Source organism: Ruegeria sp. G7, assembly GCF_056535465.1.
Genome location: NZ_JBQFIL010000001.1, coordinates 2,723,028 through 2,740,282, shown reverse-complemented (window position 1 = coordinate 2,740,282; position 17,255 = coordinate 2,723,028). Strand labels below are relative to the sequence as shown.

Annotated in this window: 14 protein-coding genes; 11 read left to right on the top strand and 3 right to left on the bottom strand. The window is 59.3% G+C overall.

Annotation, left to right across the window (positions count from 1 at the left end):
- Positions 1-41: 41 nt before the first annotated feature.
- The 4 genes from ACR3EN_RS13725 (at position 42) to ACR3EN_RS13710 (ending at position 6,541) form a co-directional block, all read left to right on the top strand.
- The gene (locus ACR3EN_RS13725; protein WP_480821852.1) at positions 42-1,712 is read left to right on the top strand and encodes an ABC transporter substrate-binding protein; all 1,671 of its coding nucleotides are present in this window, start codon (positions 42-44) and stop codon (positions 1,710-1,712) included.
- Positions 1,713-1,833: 121 nt separating this feature from the next.
- Positions 1,834-2,880: an ABC transporter permease gene (locus tag ACR3EN_RS13720; protein WP_480821850.1), complete on the top strand. Its 1,047-nt coding sequence runs from the start codon at positions 1,834-1,836 to the stop codon at positions 2,878-2,880.
- A 14-nt stretch (positions 2,881-2,894) separates the two neighbouring features.
- Complete coding sequence (locus ACR3EN_RS13715; protein WP_480821848.1) at positions 2,895-4,358, top strand: ABC transporter permease; 1,464 nt, start codon at positions 2,895-2,897, stop codon at positions 4,356-4,358.
- A 95-nt stretch (positions 4,359-4,453) separates the two neighbouring features.
- Complete coding sequence (locus tag ACR3EN_RS13710; RefSeq protein ID WP_480821846.1) at positions 4,454-6,541, top strand: dipeptide ABC transporter ATP-binding protein; 2,088 nt, start codon at positions 4,454-4,456, stop codon at positions 6,539-6,541.
- Positions 6,542-6,595: 54 nt separating this feature from the next.
- On the opposite strand, the gene ACR3EN_RS13705 is transcribed toward ACR3EN_RS13710, so the two are convergent.
- Entirely contained in the window at positions 6,596-7,174 is a 579-nt protein-coding gene (locus ACR3EN_RS13705) for a lytic transglycosylase domain-containing protein (RefSeq protein ID WP_480821844.1), read from the bottom strand.
- Positions 7,175-7,380: 206 nt separating this feature from the next.
- Between ACR3EN_RS13705 and ssb the strand changes: the two genes are divergently transcribed.
- Together ssb and ACR3EN_RS13695 are read left to right on the top strand one after the other, a co-directional pair.
- Entirely contained in the window at positions 7,381-7,863 is a 483-nt protein-coding gene (gene ssb / locus ACR3EN_RS13700) for a single-stranded DNA-binding protein (RefSeq protein ID WP_480821842.1), read from the top strand.
- Between the two features lie 19 nt (positions 7,864-7,882).
- Positions 7,883-8,953 (top strand): site-2 protease family protein, encoded by a 1,071-nt coding sequence (locus ACR3EN_RS13695; protein ID WP_480821840.1) that lies wholly within the window; start codon positions 7,883-7,885, stop codon positions 8,951-8,953.
- A 9-nt stretch (positions 8,954-8,962) separates the two neighbouring features.
- Here the strand turns inward: ACR3EN_RS13695 and aroB are convergent, their stop codons facing one another.
- Entirely contained in the window at positions 8,963-10,075 is a 1,113-nt protein-coding gene (aroB, locus tag ACR3EN_RS13690) for a 3-dehydroquinate synthase (RefSeq protein ID WP_480821838.1), read from the bottom strand.
- Positions 10,075-10,662, bottom strand: coding sequence for a shikimate kinase (locus ACR3EN_RS13685; RefSeq protein ID WP_480821836.1), 588 nt, complete (start codon positions 10,660-10,662; stop codon positions 10,075-10,077). The genes aroB and ACR3EN_RS13685 overlap by 1 nt, the downstream gene beginning before the upstream one ends.
- A gap of 79 nt (positions 10,663-10,741) precedes the next feature.
- Between ACR3EN_RS13685 and ACR3EN_RS13680 the strand changes: the two genes are divergently transcribed.
- The 5 genes from ACR3EN_RS13680 to ACR3EN_RS13660 all read left to right on the top strand — a co-directional run bounded on the left by ACR3EN_RS13680 (position 10,742) and on the right by ACR3EN_RS13660 (position 17,236).
- Positions 10,742-10,891, top strand: coding sequence for a hypothetical protein (locus tag ACR3EN_RS13680; protein ID WP_480843547.1), 150 nt, complete (start codon positions 10,742-10,744; stop codon positions 10,889-10,891).
- Complete coding sequence (locus tag ACR3EN_RS13675) at positions 10,881-12,407, top strand: hypothetical protein (protein WP_480821834.1); 1,527 nt, start codon at positions 10,881-10,883, stop codon at positions 12,405-12,407. The genes ACR3EN_RS13680 and ACR3EN_RS13675 overlap by 11 nt, the downstream gene beginning before the upstream one ends.
- A gap of 2 nt (positions 12,408-12,409) precedes the next feature.
- Positions 12,410-13,366 carry a site-specific tyrosine recombinase XerD gene (locus ACR3EN_RS13670; protein ID WP_480821832.1) on the top strand — a complete coding sequence of 319 codons (957 nt, stop codon included), beginning with the start codon at positions 12,410-12,412 and terminating at the stop codon, positions 13,364-13,366.
- 63 nt (positions 13,367-13,429) lie between these two features.
- Entirely contained in the window at positions 13,430-14,737 is a 1,308-nt protein-coding gene (locus tag ACR3EN_RS13665) for an HlyC/CorC family transporter (RefSeq protein WP_480821830.1), read from the top strand.
- Between the two features lie 90 nt (positions 14,738-14,827).
- The gene (locus ACR3EN_RS13660; RefSeq protein ID WP_480821828.1) at positions 14,828-17,236 is read left to right on the top strand and encodes a GcvT family protein; all 2,409 of its coding nucleotides are present in this window, start codon (positions 14,828-14,830) and stop codon (positions 17,234-17,236) included.
- Positions 17,237-17,255: the final 19 nt, after the last annotated feature.

Genomic DNA, 17,255 nt, shown 5'->3' with positions numbered 1-17,255 from the left:
CACAACACATCAAAAAAATACAGTGTCACAGGGAGACATCTATGGAAAACCAGACAATCAACGGAAAGCCGATGCATTGGGCGGCAGAAATGCATGCGCAGGAATATCGTGACGGTCATTTGAACCGTCGCGAATTCATCGCGCGCGCCACCGCTTTGGGAGTCGCTGTACCGGCGGCCTACAGTATGATCGGCCTGCAATCGCCAGCGGCTGCGCAAGAAGCGCAGCGCGGCGGCACCATCCGCTATCAGATGGAAGTGCGCGCGCTGAAAGATCCGCGCACCTATGACTGGACGCAGATCGCGACCTTCACCGCAGGTTGGCTCGAATACCTTGTTGAATACAACAATGACGGCTCGTTCAAACCCATGCTTCTGGAAAGTTGGGAGGCCAATGACGACGCGACCGAATACACCCTGAACGTCCGTCAGGGCGTAAAGTGGAACAACGGTGATGATTTCACCGCCGAAGACGTCGCCCGCAACATCGAAGGCTGGTGTGACGCATCGCTTGAAGGCAACTCGATGGCGTCCCGCATGGCGTCTCTGGTGGACGAAAGCACCCAGAAAGCGGCCGATGGCGCGATCACGGTTGTCGACTCTCACACCGTAAAGCTGAAGTGCAACGCGCCTGACATCACGATCATTCCGGGCATGGCCGACTATCCGGCGGCGATTGTACACAGCAGCTTTGACCCCAACGACATGCTTTCGAACCCGATTGGCACCGGCTTCATGCTGCCTGAAAGCCATGAAGTAGGCGTGAAGGGCGTTCTGGTGCGCAACGAAGGCTTCGACTGGTGGGGTTATGACGCCGGCAAGGGCGGATATATCGACCGGATCGAGTTCATCGACTACGGCACCGATCCGGCCGCCTTCCTGGCGGCTTACGAGGCCGAAGAAATCGACATGAACTGGGAATCGGTTGGTGAATTCGTCGATATCTTTGACAGCATCGGCCTTGTGCGTTCGGAAATCCCTTCGGGCTTTACCATCGTGATCCGTCCGAACCAGCTGGCCGAAGACGCCGATGGCAACAAAATCTATGGCGACAAGCGGGTGCGTCAGGCGCTTGCTATGGCCGTGGATAACGAGGTCTGCCTTGAACTTGGCATGTCCGGCTACGGCATTGCCGCCGAAAACAGCCATGTCGGTCCGATGCACCCCGAATATGACTCGTCCATCACGCGTATCCCCTATGATCCGGCAGGTGCCAAGGCGCTGATGGACGAAGCGGGCATGGGTGACTTCGAGCACGAAGTGCAGTCGATCGACGATGACTGGCGCCGCAATACCACCGCTGCGGTTGTCGCTCAGCTGAACGATGCGGGCATCAAGGCCAAGCACACGGTTCTGCCCGGCTCGACCTTCTGGAACGACTGGACGAAGTATCCCTACTCGTCGACCAACTGGAACCACCGTCCGCTGGGTACGCAAATTCTGGCGCTCGCCTATAAGTCCGGCGTGGCTTGGAACGAATCCGGCTTCTCGAACGAAGAGTTTGATACGTTGCTGGCCGAAGCCAACTCGCTGGCAGATGTGGACCAGCGTCGCGAGGTCATGGGCAAGTTGCAGGCGATCATGATCGAAGAAGGCGTGGTCATTCAGCCCTATTGGCGGACGGCGATGCGCCACCACCGCGACAATATGGTAGGGGTTGAAAAGCACATCGCCGACCTGCCGCAACTGTATAAGTTCGGCCTTACTTCCTGAGCTTAACAGACATCGGGCCGCGCCGATCAGGCGCGGCCCTTTCGTCCTGACTGTGGCGACATAAAAACAGCGACGCGTGAAATCCGACACCTTTCACGCTGGCCGACCAACAGGGGCTATCATGGGACTTTTCATTCTTAGGCGCGTCGGCATCATGCTTTTGACAGCATTGTGCCTGACATTCTTGGTCTTCTTTCTGACCAACCTTTACCCGAACCTGGAAAAACTTGCGAAGACGCAGGGCAATTTCCGGATGTCGGATGAACAGGTCGCCAGTTTTCTGGAAAAGGGCGGATACCTTCAATCTACGCCCGTGAAATATGGCGAGTGGCTGGGGGTTCTGCCCTCGTACCGGCATACGAATGAAGACGGCACCGTTCAGGGTCGCTGCATCCTGCCGGGGAAGACCGCCGAAGAGTCGCCCAACTTCTGCGGCATCCTGCAAGGTTACTGGGGTTATTCGACCGTTTTCAAGGAAGAGGTCGGAACTGTCGTTGGTAACCGGCTGGCCTTGACCGGACGTCTGATGTTCTGGGTAATGCTGCTGATGGTCCCCTCGGCCCTGATTTTGGGCATTCTGGCCGGGATGAAAGAGGGTTCGGCCACGGACCGCACCCTGTCGACCTTTGCCATTACAACCACTGCGACACCGGAATATGTCTCGGGCGTGATTTTTATCGCGATCTTCACGTCCTCAGCCGTGGGGTTGAAGTGGTTCAAGGGCACGGCGACCCAAGCGATGGAGAACCCTACGTTCGAGAACTTCTTCTTACCGGTACTGACCATTGCGCTTTATGGGATGGGCTATATCGCCCGCATGACCCGCGCCTCAATGACCGAGGTGATGACAGCGCAATATATTCGGACCGCGCGCCTTAAAGGTGTGTCGTTCCCGAACATCGTCATGAAGCACGCGCTGCGCAATGCTCTGATCGCGCCGTTCACCGTCATCATGCTGCAGTTCCCATGGCTGTTGAATGGCGTGGTGATCGTCGAGACCCTGTTCAACTACAAGGGCTTTGGCTGGGCGCTGGTGCAGGCGGCGGGCAACAATGACATCCAGCTGTTGCTGGCGATCTCGGTCGTGTCAGTCTTTGTGGTGCTGGTGACGCAGCTGATCTCGGATATCGGCTATGTCTACCTCAACCCGCGCATTCGCATTTCTTAAGGGAGGGTCAGATCATGGAACCACTTACCTGGACCGGCTCTATCGCCTTCCTCAACCCGCTATTCGCTTTGGCATTGGGGCTGATGGCCCTGTCCATCGTCGTCTGGATGCTGGCCAGCATTGTGCTGCCCGAGGATCAGATGACGGTGAACCCTGACGGCACATTGACCTCAAGCTCGGGCCTGCGAAACATGATCCAGGCCGCGTTGCGCTACAGCTTTTTGGCGAGCGTAGGGATCGCAGTCGCCTATGTCGTGCTGGGCATCCTGATGGGTACCAGCGCCGGAATCATTGGTGCGATCTCGCAGCAGTTCCTGCCCGTTTGGCTGTCGCTCGTTATCCTCTATGCGATGTCGATCGCGTTCAAACGCAAGCTGGGCCTTTATGGCAAGCTGTTCGACAGCCCCATCGGCATGATTGGCTTTGGCCTTGTGATGTTCTGGGTCTTCACTGGTATCTTCGGCGCGCTCGACCTGATCGTGACCCATGATCCGCTCTCGCAGATCTCGGGCATGAAAAACAAGGTGCCGGGGACGCCTCTGCCCAACCTCGAGGACGGCCAGTACGCCTGGTACCTTCTGGGCGGAGATAACCTGGCCCGCGACGTCTTCAGCCGGATGGTCAAGGGCGCGTGGATCGTGGTGCAGATCGCGCCGCTGGCAACGATGTTTGCCTTCATGGTCGGCATCACTCTGGGTCTGCCTGCCGGGTATTACGGCGGTCGTCTGGATACGCTGCTGTCGTTCCTGGCGAACCTGATTCTGGCCTTCCCGGTGATCCTGCTGTTCTACCTGCTGGTGACACCCGAGATCGTAGCGACTGGCGTGCCGAACTATATGGCCGCAATCCTGTTCGTATTCCCGATCATCTTCCTCGGCGTCCTGCTGAACTCGCGCTTTTATACACGTCCGAGCTTCCGCACACCGCTGCTGATCGGCGTTCTGGGAGTCGCGCTGTGGCTATACCTGTCGCTGATTTCGACCGGTGGCTACATCATCAACACCGACAACTACAGCATCTGGGGTTTGCCAACATATCTGGACCTGTTCGACATCCCCGGCGGTATTCTGGTGGTATTTGTGTCGGTGGTCTTCGTGAACTCACCTACGGTGTTCCGCATCGTGCGCGGGTTGGCGCTGGACATTAAAACCCGCGACTACGTGGCCGCAGCCCAGACTCGAGGCGAAGGTCCATGGTACATCATGCTGTGGGAAATTCTGCCCAACGCACGTGGCCCGCTGATCGTCGATTTCTGTCTGCGCATCGGCTACACCACCATTCTTCTTGGGACGTTGGGCTTCTTCGGGTTGGGCTTACCGCCCGAAAGCCCGGACTGGGGATCGACGATCAACGAGGGGCGTAAGCTGCTTTCGATCTACCTGCATCCTGCCCTTCCGCCCGCACTGGCCCTGCTGTCGCTGGTTCTTGGATTGAACCTTCTGGCGGACGGTCTGCGCGAAGAAAGCCTGAAGGACTGATGTGATCGTAGGCCGGGGGGCCAGCCCCCCGGACCCCCCGGGATATTTTTAGCCAGATGAAGGGGATCCCCCGGACTCTCGCGAGGAGTAACAAGATGAGCAAAATGGCAGATTATGACGGGCCTATTCTGGAGATCGATAAACTTTCGATTTCGTTTTTTACCCGGCTGAGGGAAATTCCTGCCGTTATGGATTTCTCGGTCAGTGTCCAACCGGGTGAGGCCGTGGGTCTGGTGGGTGAGTCCGGGTGTGGCAAATCCACGGTCGCTTTGGGTGTCATGCAGGATCTGGGCAAGAACGGGCGCATCGTTGGTGGCTCGATCAAGTTCAAGGGCCGTGATCTGGGCGAGATGACCACCGAGGAACTGCGCGACATTCGTGGCAATGAAATCGCAATGATCTATCAGGAGCCGATGGCTTCGCTGAACCCGGCGATGAAGATCGGCAAGCAGTTGATGGAAGTGCCGATGATCCACGAAGGTGTGGGCGCGGAAGAGGCCTATGCCCGTGCGCTGGAAGTTGTCACCGATGTACGCCTGCCCGACCCCGAGCGGATGCTGAATTCCTTCCCGCACCAGTTGTCAGGTGGTCAGCAGCAGCGGATCGTGATCGCGATGGCGCTGATGTCGAAACCGGCGCTGCTGATCCTCGATGAGCCCACGACAGCGTTGGACGTGACCGTCGAGGCCGCGGTGGTCGAGCTGGTCAAGGATCTGGGCAAGAAGTATGGCACCTCGATGCTGTTCATCTCACACAATCTTGGGCTGGTGCTGGAAACCTGTGATCGGCTGTGTGTGATGTATTCGGGTGAAGCGGTCGAGCGCGGCTCGATCAAGGATGTGTTCGACGAGATGCAACACCCCTATACGCAGGCGCTGTTCCGGTCGATCCCTCTGCCGGGGGCCGATAAGAACGCACGCCCGCTGGTGGCGATCCCAGGGAACTTCCCCCTGCCCCATGAGCGCCCTCCGGGGTGTAACTTTGGCCCAAGATGTGACTATTTCGAGGAAGGTCGCTGTGATGCCAAGGACATTCTGATGGAAGCCGTGCCCGGCAATGACCGCCATCACACCCGCTGTTTGAAGTTTAAAGAGATCGACTGGAACGCGCCGATCACCGTGGGCGAGCAGAAAGAAAAGGCCGAGATTGGCCGGACCGTTCTGAAGATGGACAACCTCAAGAAATACTATGAGGTGGCGGCCAATACCCTGTTCGGTGGCGGCGAGACGAAGGTGGTCAAGGCCAATGAGACTCTAAGCTTTGAGGCTCACGAATCCGAGACGTTGGCGATTGTAGGCGAATCCGGTTGCGGCAAATCCACCTTTGCAAAAGTATTGATGGGGCTGGAAACGGCGACCGATGGTCAGATTCTACTGGATAACCGCAACATCGAAGCCGTACCGATCGAGGAACGCGATGCCAAGACCGTTGGCGAAGTTCAAATGGTGTTCCAAAACCCGTTCGATACGCTGAACCCGTCGATGACGGTAGGTCGGCAGATTATCCGTGCGCTGGAAATCTTCGGCGTCGGCAACTCGGAGGCCGAGCGCAAGAAGCGGATGTTGGAGCTGCTGGACCTTGTCAAACTGCCTCGCGCATTTGCAGACCGAATGCCACGCCAGCTTTCCGGTGGGCAGAAGCAGCGTGTTGGCATCGCCCGTGCCTTTGCCGGTGACGCGCGGATCGTAGTGGCGGATGAGCCGGTTTCGGCGTTGGATGTGTCCGTGCAAGCTGCCGTAACCGATCTTCTGATGGAGATTCAGCGCGAACACAAAACCACACTGCTATTCATCAGCCATGACTTGTCGATTGTGCGCTATCTCAGCGACCGGGTGATGGTGATGTATCTGGGTCATGTGGTCGAGCTGGGTACGACTGACCAGGTCTTTGCGCCCCCTTACCACCCCTATACCGAAGCGCTGCTAAGCGCCGTGCCTATTGCCGATACCTCGGTCGAGAAGCAGCATATCGTGCTGGAAGGCGACATCCCATCGGCCATGAACCCACCGCCGGGCTGCCCGTTCCAGACGCGCTGCCGCTGGAAATCCGAAGTGCCGGATGGACGCTGCGAGTCTCATGTGCCGCCGGTTCAGACACTGGCAGATGGTCACCAAGTCAAATGCCATCTGGCAGAAGACATATTGGCGCGGATGGAACCGGTTATCAAAGTTGCCGCGGAATAAAGCGCGGCAGAAACAGAAGAAATGGCCGGAATTCAACCGGCCTTTTCTTTGGTACTACCCGCCCCAGATCACTTTCACGTAGTTCTGGGTTTCTTTGTAGGGCGGGATACCGCCGTGTTTCTCAACCGCTTTCGGCCCCGCATTATATGCTGCAAGCGCCAACGGCCAGGACTTGAACTTGCGGTATTGCCAGGAAAGATACCGTGCGCCCCCCTCAAGATTCTGGATGGGATCATGAGGGTTCACACCAAGAAGTTGCGCCGTCTGCGGCATCAGCTGCGCCAGGCCCAAAGCGCCTTTGTGCGATTTGGCCCCCGGATTCCAGCCGCTTTCCTGCTGCACAAGCCGTAAAAACAACTCTTCCGGAACATTATGCTGTCGCGCGACCCGTCTTGCGTGATCCAGATACTGGCCCTTGTAGCTGCCGGTGTATCGTTTGGCGAATTTCCCACGTTCGGTTTTGGGCTTAAGGCGTTCAGAGTCGCGGTATTGCGAGGCGGCTCGACCGTCCAGCACCTTGGACTGTTTCAGGAAAATCGCCTTTCGATTCTTGGTCGAAAGGGTTTCAGACTGTGCCGACACAGTCACCAGACAAAGGCTCAGAACCGAAAGTCCACCAATCAGAAAACGCATTAAAGCCAATCCTGCACGCTCAACAACCAGACGAATTATAGTTAAAACCGCAAGAAATGAAAGCTTGGTAAAGACGGTGCTAATACTTTGCTGATCAAAGTTGCACCATCAATCATGTTTTAACCTAGACCCAGCCCGTATAGGGTCAGCAGCAGAACAGCGCGCCAGATTCGGGCGCGATCCAGTCAAAAAGAACGAGGGAATTTATGGCAGGTTCAGTCAACAAGGTCATTCTGATCGGCAATCTTGGAGCCGACCCCGAGGTGCGGTCGTTTCAGAACGGAGGCAAGGTATGTAACCTGCGCATCGCCACTTCGGAAACGTGGAAAGACCGCAACACCGGAGAGCGTCGGGATCGGACCCAGTGGCATACGGTCGCCATCTTCTCGGAACCTCTGGTGCGCGTGGCCGAGCAATATCTGCGCAAGGGCAGCAAGGTCTATATCGAGGGTCAGCTGGAAACCCGCAAATGGCAGGACCAGTCCGGACAGGACCGGTACACGACCGAGGTCGTGCTACGCCCCTATCGCAGCGAACTGACGATGCTGGACAGCCGTGGTGAAGGCGGCGGCGGTGGTGGCTATGGCGGCGGTCAGGGCGGCGGCAGCTATGGCGATCCCTATGGCGGCCCCTCCAGCGCACCTGCCCCGGCATCGGGCGGAATCGATGACGACGAGATTCCGTTCTAAGCCCAAACGGAGATAGAACATGGCATGGTCCTTCTCGCTCGGCCGATTGCTCGGTTCGGAACTGAGGGTCCATGTCACCTTCTTCCTGCTTCTGGCATGGGTCGGATTTGCGGCCTATTCCAACGGGGGTTGGCACGCCGCGCTCAACAACCTGCTATTCGTTCTGGCCCTGTTTGCCTGTGTGGTCGCTCATGAGTTTGGCCATGCGCTGATGGCAAGGCGCTATGGCATCCGCACTCCTGACATCACTCTGTTGCCCATCGGCGGTCTGGCCCGACTGGAACGCATGCCGGAAAAACCGATGCAAGAGGTTTGGGTAGCACTCGCCGGGCCTGCGGTGAATGTGGTGATCTGGGCGATTCTGGTTGTGCTTGGGGGCGGTCTGAGGCTGGAGTCGTTGGTTCAAATTGACTCCGCGCAGGCGAGTTTGCTGAACCGATTGGCCAATGTGAACCTGCTGCTGGCCGCTTTCAACCTGATACCGGCCTTTCCCATGGATGGCGGGCGAGTGTTTCGCGCCCTGTTATGCCTGCGAATGGACCGGGTCCGGGCGACTCGTTTTGCCGCTATCGCGGGACAGATCGTGGCCGTAGGTCTGGGCTTTCTCGGACTGACATCGGCCAATCCCATTCTGGTTCTGATCGCCGTGTTTGTCTTCGTTGCCGCAAATAGCGAAAGCCAGGACGTGGCGATGCGTTCGGTGGCCCGGCGGGTTCAGGCGCGCGACGCTATGATCACCGAATTCCGCGCGCTTACGCCCGAGGACACGCTGGCCACCGCTGCGCAGGCGGTGATCCATACCACGCAACACGAATTCCCGGTTCTGGATTTCGAAGGCGAGCTTCTGGGCTTTGTCACACGCGATCGCCTGTTCGCTGCGCTGGCTGGGGATCACCCACGTTCGGACCTTGCGGTGTCGATCATGGAAACCGGTATCCCACAGGTTCCACTGACCGCTGGTTTGAACAAGGTTCTGGATGGGCTGCATTCGGGCGCGCCCGCGATTGCTGTTTGCACCAAGGCCGGAAAGATGGTGGGCTACATCACGCGTGAGAATATCGGTGAGTTGATGGTGATACAGGGGCGCTAGCCGGCCCTGTCAACACATCTCCAACGCATCGTCGAGGACCGAAACAACCGCCTCTCTCGGGACATCCGATGTCACAAACGCCTGCCCGATCCCGCGCGCCAGAATGAAACGCAGCTGTCCATCCACAACCTTCTTGTCCTGCGCCATCAAGTCGACCAGAGATTCGGCGCCCGGCAACTCTCCGGGGATATCGGCCAGATCAGTTTTCATCCCCATGGCGCGCAGATGCGCCCGTACGCGGCTGGGGTCTTCCTGAGAACACAGACCCAAACGGGCCGACAGCTCGAACGCAAGCGCACAACCGATGGCGACGCCTTCGCCGTGAAGCAACCGGTCCGAGTAACCAGTCGCGGCCTCAAGCGCATGGCAGAAGGTGTGGCCGAGATTCAGCAGCGCGCGGTCGCCCTGCTCTGTCTCGTCACGGGCGACGATATCGGCCTTCATCTGAACTGACCGTGTGACCGCCTGAACCCGCGCTGCCATATCGCCCGAGGACAAGCGCGGGCCGTTCTGTTCAAGCCACTCAAAGAACTCAGCATCCCCCAGCAGGCCGTATTTCACCACCTCGCCATATCCGGCCAGAAAGTCGCGCGCAGTCAGCGTGCCCAGAACAGTCGTGTCGGCCAGCACCAGCGAAGGCTGATGGAATGCGCCGATCAGGTTCTTACCCTGCGGCGCGTTGATCCCGGTTTTCCCACCCACTGAACTGTCGACCTGCGCCAGCAACGAGGTCGGGATCTGCACAAACCGCACACCACGCCGCATCACTGCCGCCGCAAATCCGGCCAGATCGCCGATCACCCCACCGCCGAGTGCGACGACCACATCCCGGCGCTCGACCTTTTCGGCGAGCAGCCATTCGACCGCGCGCTCGAAATGTGGCCAGCTTTTGGTGGCTTCGCCAGCGGGCAGCGTCAGCGCCGTCATCTCGATGCCAGTGGTCGCCAACCCGTCGCGCAAAGCGTCCAAATGCAGGCCCGCGACCGTGTCATCCGTCAGAACGGCGACGCGCGGACGCGGCAACAAAGGCGCAATACGCGCGCCGGCCTGCGCCAGAAGGTCTGGCCCGATCTCAACATCATAGGAACGTTCGGCCAAGTCTACATGTACGGTCTGATGCATTAAATCCGTTCCAAAACATCCGGGCGCGTCTCAAGCGCTGAGACCACCCGGCCCACCATATCCTCAATCGCGGTTTCGCCGTCCGAGTCGGCGACCAGATCTGCCTGTTCATAGACGGGCACCCGCGCCTGATACAAATCGCGCAATGTCGCATAAGGGTCTGCTGTGCGTAGCAACGGACGTGTGTCCTTATGCTTGACCCGGTTCCAAAGCACATCCAGATCAGCCCTCAACCAGACCGACACCCCCCGGTCCGAGATCATTTGGCGGTTCCCTTCCGCCAGAAACGCCCCGCCACCGGTTGACAGAATGCCCTTCTGTTCATCCAGCAAACGCCCAATGATCTGGCTTTCCTTGCTGCGAAAGAAGGTCTCGCCATCGCGGGCGAAAATCTCGGGGATCGTCATGTTGGCAGCCGATTCGATCTCGGCGTCGCTATCGAGAAACGGTACACCCAGCCGCGCGGCCAGCGCCCGCCCTACGGCGGTCTTCCCTGCGCCCATCATGCCCACAAGGACGACGGTTTTGTGCAATCGAAACCGCTCAGCGGTGCCGGGGCGTGACGCGTTATGCTTAATTTCGCTCATTTCATCGTGAATGACGTGATCTTGGAAAAAATGCCAGTTATAACTTGGGCAAAAGCAAAATTTGAGGCAGCGTTCACCCATGGGTCGTTTGATCAAGTTCCTGATATACCTCATTTGCCTGAGCTTCATCGGGCTGGTCGGGTATGCCTATGTCGGGCCATTCTTTGGCGCAGACTTTTCTGCACCGCAAAGCGAAATACGAGAACCGGTCTCATTGAATGCGGACTAAAGCCACTTTGCTGGCGCTTCTTCTGGCCGGGACGGCGCAGGCACAAACGTCCGAACCGTTGTCTGCCATCGACTGGTTAACCGATCCGCCCCAGAACCTGCCCGGCACTGTGCTGCTGGAGCCACCGGTAAGCCAGACCGGTCTGCAGCCCGATGTGCAGGTCACCCCGCTCGAAGCGCTTTCCCCACCGTTGGGTCTGGTTGCATCTTCGGTCACCGGCTTGCCCGTAGACTTGTGGCAAAGCAGTGCGCCCGAGCGGCTTGCAGAACTGATCGCCCGCGTCCCCGTCAGAGCAAACCCCGCGATGCAGCGCTTGCTGTTCACTCTGCTTCTGACCGAGGCGCGACCGCCTTTGGGAACGCAGTCGCATGACATATTGCTGATGGCACGATTGGATCGCCTCATGCAACTTGGCGCGTCCGACCCGGTTCAATCTTTGGTGCAATTGGCCGGTCCAACCGACTCGCAAGAGAGGTTTCAGCGCTGGTTCGACGCCACATTGCTGACCGGGGACGAAGACCGCAGCTGCACCGCGCTGATCGCGCAACCGCATCTGTCGCGGGACTATGCGGCGCAGATCTTCTGCAAGGCCCGGCGCGGCGACTGGGCTTCGGCGGCGCTGACATTGGAAGCGGCGCATGCACTTCAGGTTCTGCCCGAGGATCAGCTTGCTCTGCTCGACCGGTTTCTAAGCCCGGAACTGTTCGAGGATGCCGAGTACCTGCCGCAGCCCGAAGATCCGAACCCGTTGACCTTCCGTCTGTTCGAAGCCATCGGAGAGCGCCTGCCCACGGCCTCGCTGCCCCGCGCCTTCGCCAATGCCGACCTGCGGGATGTCGCTGGCTGGAAAGCGCAGGTTGAAGCTGCGGAACGCCTGACCCGCATCGGGGCGCTCACCCCCAACCAGTTGTTGGGTCTTTACACCGAACGGTCTCCGGCCGCGTCCGGCGCCGTTTGGGATCGCGTTGCGGCCATTCAAAAGTTCGAAACGGCGTTGAATTCAGGCTCCGCAAACGCCATCGGGCAATCGCTGACGGCTGCTTGGTCTCAGATGCAAACCGTGGGTCTTGAAGTTGCCTTTGCCGAGTTGTTCGCCCCTCGTCTTGCGTCTCTGACCCTGCCGTCCGACGATGCCGAGAACTTGCGCTGGCGGATCGTGTTGCTGTCCGAACTGTACGAGGACGCGGCGCGGGCGGCACCGGATGGCTCAGCTGCAAACGCTTTCCTGGCCGCGCTTGCAATGGGAGACCCCGGTCGCGCCGAGGCACCGACACCACTGGCTGATGCGATTTCCGAGGGGTTTGCGTGGTCCGCCCCGTTTCCGTCAGATATCAACGCGTTGCTCAGCAATGACCAACTGGGCGAGGCCATTCTGGAAACCATGCAGTTGTTCGCGCATGGCGCACGTGGCAATCTGGTCGACCTGACCGCGGCACTCGCCGCCTTCCGCCGTGTCGGCCTTGAAGACACGGCGCGTCGTGCGGCGTTGCAGTTGATGATCCTCAACGGGGCCTGACCATGACCGCGCCCACCTCACAAGAGATGTGGATTTCCACCTTCCTGGAAGCGCAGGCCGCCGAACTTGGTGCAGCCACCAATACGCTGCTTGCCTACGGGCGCGACCTCAAGGATTTCGCAGGCTGGCTGGACCGTCGTAAAACCAGCTTTGCCAGAGCGGACCGCGACCTGATCGAGGGTTACCTGATCGATTGTGACGCTCAGGGGCTGTCCCGTTCGACGCGCGCACGTCGTCTGTCCGCAATCAAGCAGCTCTATCGTTTTGCGTTCGAAGAAGGCTGGCGCGACGCCAACCCGGCGATCCAGATCAAAGGCCCTGGGCGTGCGAAACGCCTGCCCAAAACGCTGGACGTGGCAGAGGTTGATCAACTGCTGGCCGCTGCCCGCCGCACGGGGCGGACACAAGCCGACAAGGTGCGCAACACATGCCTGATGGAACTGCTTTATGCCACCGGCATGCGTGTGACCGAGCTGGTCTCGTTGCCAGTCTCTTCGGCGCGTGGCGACCCGCGCATGCTTTTGGTGCTGGGCAAGGGTGGCAAAGAGCGGATGGTGCCTCTGTCGCCCGATGCCCGCAAATCGCTGGCCGTCTGGTTGAAGGTCCGGGACGAGACCGAGGAACAATCAGTCGCCAAAGGGGGTCAGACATCGCGCTTTCTGTTTCCCTCGCGCGGGCGTTCCGGCCATTTGACCCGGCATATGTTCTTTTTGTTGATCAAGGACTTGGCGGTCGAGGGCGGCGTCCCGCCCGAGAAAGTCACGCCGCACACGCTGCGCCACGCCTTTGCCACACACCTGCTGGCCAACGGCGCAGATCTGCGTTCAATCCAGACGCTGCTGGGGCATGCGGATGTGGCGACGACCGAAATCTACACCCATGTGCTGGATGAACGCCTGTCGGAACTGGTGCTGGAACACCACCCGCTGGCAAAAGACGACACAACCGATCAGGGCTAACCCCTTGATCCGACGGGGCCGCACCCCCATAACGGATGCAGCAACAGACATATCCAAGGACCGATGGAACCCAGCTCTTCTCTGCTTGATAGTGCCTTCTGGATCACCTCAGGCTCTATCCTTCTTCTGCTCGTATTGTCGGGCTTTTTCTCTGGCTCGGAAACGGCACTGACGGCGTCCTCGCGCGGTAAGCTCAGGGCACAGGCAGACAAGGGATCAAAGGGGGCGCAAAAAGCCCTTGATATTACCGATGACAATGAACGTCTGATCGGGTCGGTTCTGCTGGGCAACAACCTGGTGAACATTCTGGCGGCTTCGCTTGCGACCGCTCTTTTTACCCGCTTGTTCGGTGAAAGCGGTGTTGCGTTGGCGACGCTGGTGATGACCTTGCTGGTCCTGATCTTTGCTGAGGTGCTGCCCAAAACCTACGCCATCACCAATGCCGAAAAGGCTGCCTCGCTGGTTGCGCCGGTGATCAGTATAGTGGTCACGGTATTCTCGCCGGTTGTTGCGGCAGTGCGTCTTCTGGTGCGCGGCGTGCTGCGCCTGTTCGGTGTGCAGATCGACCCCGACAGCAACATTCTGGCCGTACGCGAGGAAATCGCGGGGGCCCTTCAGCTTGGCCATTCCGAAGGCGTGGTCGAAAAGGAAGACCGAGACCGCATTCTGGGCGCGCTCGACCTTGGCGACCGAGCGGTGGAAGAGATCATGCTGCATCGCTCGAATATAGAGATGATCGACGCGGATGCCGAGCCCGAGGCGATCCTGCAGCAGTGTCTGGAAAGCCCGCACACCCGCCTGCCCGTCTACCGCGACGAGCATGAAAACATTGTGGGCGTTGTCCATGCCAAAGATCTGTTTCGCGCGATGTATGCGCAGGTCGGGGGCGCGGATGGCGATGCCGACCGGCTCAAGACCTTTGATATCGCCAAGGTGGCCAACGATCCCTATTTCGTTCCCGAAACGACCACGCTGGACGACCAGATGCGCGAGTTTCTTCGAATGCACAGCCATTTTGCTTTGGTTGTCGACGAATATGGCTCGCTGCGGGGTTTGATCACGCTTGAAGATATTCTGGAAGAGATTGTGGGCGAAATCGCGGACGAGTTCGATATCGACGAAGAGGTGCCGGTGAGCCGTACAGACGACGGCCAGTTCCTTGTCGAAGGCGCAATGACCATCCGTGATGCCAACCGTGCACTCGACTGGTCGCTACCGGATGAAGAGGCCAATACGCTGGCCGGACTGGTGATCCACGAAGCGCAGATGATCCCGACCGTGGGTCAGGTGTTTTCGTTCCACGGCTTCCGGTTCGAGGTCACGGCGCGCGAAGGCAACCGGATCACCGGCTTGAAAGTGCGTCCCCTTTAGGCCCGACCAACGACAGCTCATGTCGCGAACGGAACAGTATTGGCGCGGCGGCCCTTGCAGGCTTTGGCCAAAACCCAAGGGAGATCAGCCGTGAAAACCACCACCCGTGTTGCAGTGATCGGCGGCGGCGTCGTCGGCTGTTCGGTTCTCTATCACCTGACCAAGCTGGGTTGGTCGGATGTGATGCTACTGGAACGCTCTGAACTGACCAGCGGGTCCACGTGGCACGCGGCAGGCGGGTTTCACACGCTGAACGGCGACACCAATATGGCCGCGCTGCAGGGCTATACGATCCGGCTGTATAAAGAGCTGGAAGAGATCACCGGCATGTCTTGCGGCCTGCATCATGTGGGCGGTGTTACGCTCGCCGACAATCAGGACCGTTTTGACATGCTGCTGGCCGAACGGGCCAAGCATCGATTTATGGGGCTTGAGACTGAAATCGTTGGCCCGGACGAGATCAAAAAGATCGCCCCGATCACCAACACCGATGGCATCCTCGGCGCGCTTTACGATCCGCTCGACGGGCATCTTGATCCGTCGGGCACCACACATGCGTATGCCAAGGCCGCGCGGATGGGGGGCGCCACGATTGAAACCCACTGCATGGTGCGCGAAACCAACCAGCGACCCGACGGCACATGGGATGTGGTGACCGACAAGGGCACCATCCATGCCGAGCATATCGTCAACGCAGGCGGCCTCTGGGCGCGCGAGGTCGGGGCGATGGCAGGCATCTACTTTCCGCTGCACCCGATGGAGCATCAATATCTTGTCACCGATGCCATCCCCCAAATCGAGGCGATCATTGATGCCGGCGGAGAGCACCCGCATGTGATGGACCCCGCTGGCGAAAGCTACCTTCGGCAGGAAGGGCGCGGGTTATGCATCGGATTCTACGAACAGCCCTGCAAGCCTTGGGCCGTCGATGGCACGCCGTGGGAGTTTGGCCATGAGCTGCTGCCGGACGACTATGACAAGATCACCGACAGCATCGAGTTTGCCTATCGCCGCTTCCCGGTTCTGGCCGAGGCTGGTGTAAAGTCGGTCATCCACGGGCCGTTTACCTTTGCGCCAGACGGCAACCCTCTGGTCGGCCCGGTGCCGGGTGTGCGCAACTATTGGTCCGCCTGCGGGGTGATGGCGGGGTTCAGTCAGGGCGGCGGCGTTGGCCTGACACTGGCGCAATGGATGATCGAAGGTGAACCGGAACGGGACGTCTTTGCCATGGATGTCGCCCGGTTCGGCGACTGGATCAGCCCCGGATACACCCGCCCCAAGGTGATCGAGAACTATCAGAAACGATTCAGCGTCGCCTACCCGAACGAAGAACTGCCGGCCGCTCGCCCCAACCGCACCACTCCGATGTACGACATCTTCAGCGATCTTGGCGCGGTCTGGGGGCAGCAATATGGATTGGAAGTGCCGAACTACTTCGCCCAAGGCGAGGAGCCCGGATATGAAACGCCATCATTCCGCCGCTCGGACGCGTTCGACGCCACCGGACGCGAGGTCCGGGCGGTACGCGAAGGCGTTGGCATCAACGAGGTGCATAATTTCGGCAAGTACCGCATCACCGGGTCCGGTGCACGAGACTGGCTGGACCGGATCATGGCAGGCCGCATCCCATCGCCGGGACGGTTATCGCTGACACCTATGCTGTCGCCCAAGGGCAAACTGATCGGCGATTTCACCATCTCGTGCCTGAGTGAGACTGAATTTCAGCTAACAGCTTCCTACGGCAGTCAGGCCTTTCACATGCGCTGGTTCCAGCAGAACGCGCAGGACGGCGTGGCGGTCGACAATATCAGCGACCGGCTGAACGGGTTCCAGATTGCGGGGCCAAAGGCGGCTGAGGTACTGGCCAGTTGCGCGCGCGATGATGTCGGCGCGCTGCGCTTCCTCGACGTGCGCCGTATGACGGTCGGCATGACCGACTGCATCGTGCAGCGCGTTAGCTATACTGGCGATCTCGGGTATGAAATCTACTGCGATCCAATGGCGCAGCGACAGCTTTGGTGGACGCTGTGGCAGGCCGGGGAACCGCATGGGATAGTGCCCTTCGGCATGCGCGCGATGATGAGCTTGCGGCTGGATAAGTTCTTTGGCTCGTGGATGCGTGAGTTCTCGCCCGATTACACCGCCGCCGAGACCGGGCTGGACCGGTTCATCTCGTTCGTCAAGCCTACCGATTTCATCGGGCGCGCAGCCGCCGAGGCGGACCGCCCCAACCGCAAGCTGGTCGCCTTTGAGGTCAACGCCGATGATGCCGACGTCAACGCCTATGAGCCTATCTGGATTGGCGGTGCAGTCGTCGGTTTCTGTACCTCTGGCGGCTACTCCCACTATGCTTCGAAATCCATCGCGATGGGGTTCCTGCCGATTGAACATGCGCAAGCAGATCAGGCGGTCGAGATCGAAATCCTTGGGCAAATGCGGCCTGCGCGGGTCATCTCGATCCCGTTGTTCGACGCCGATGGAACCCGTATGCGGGGATGACGCGCGGCAGCAAAGAATG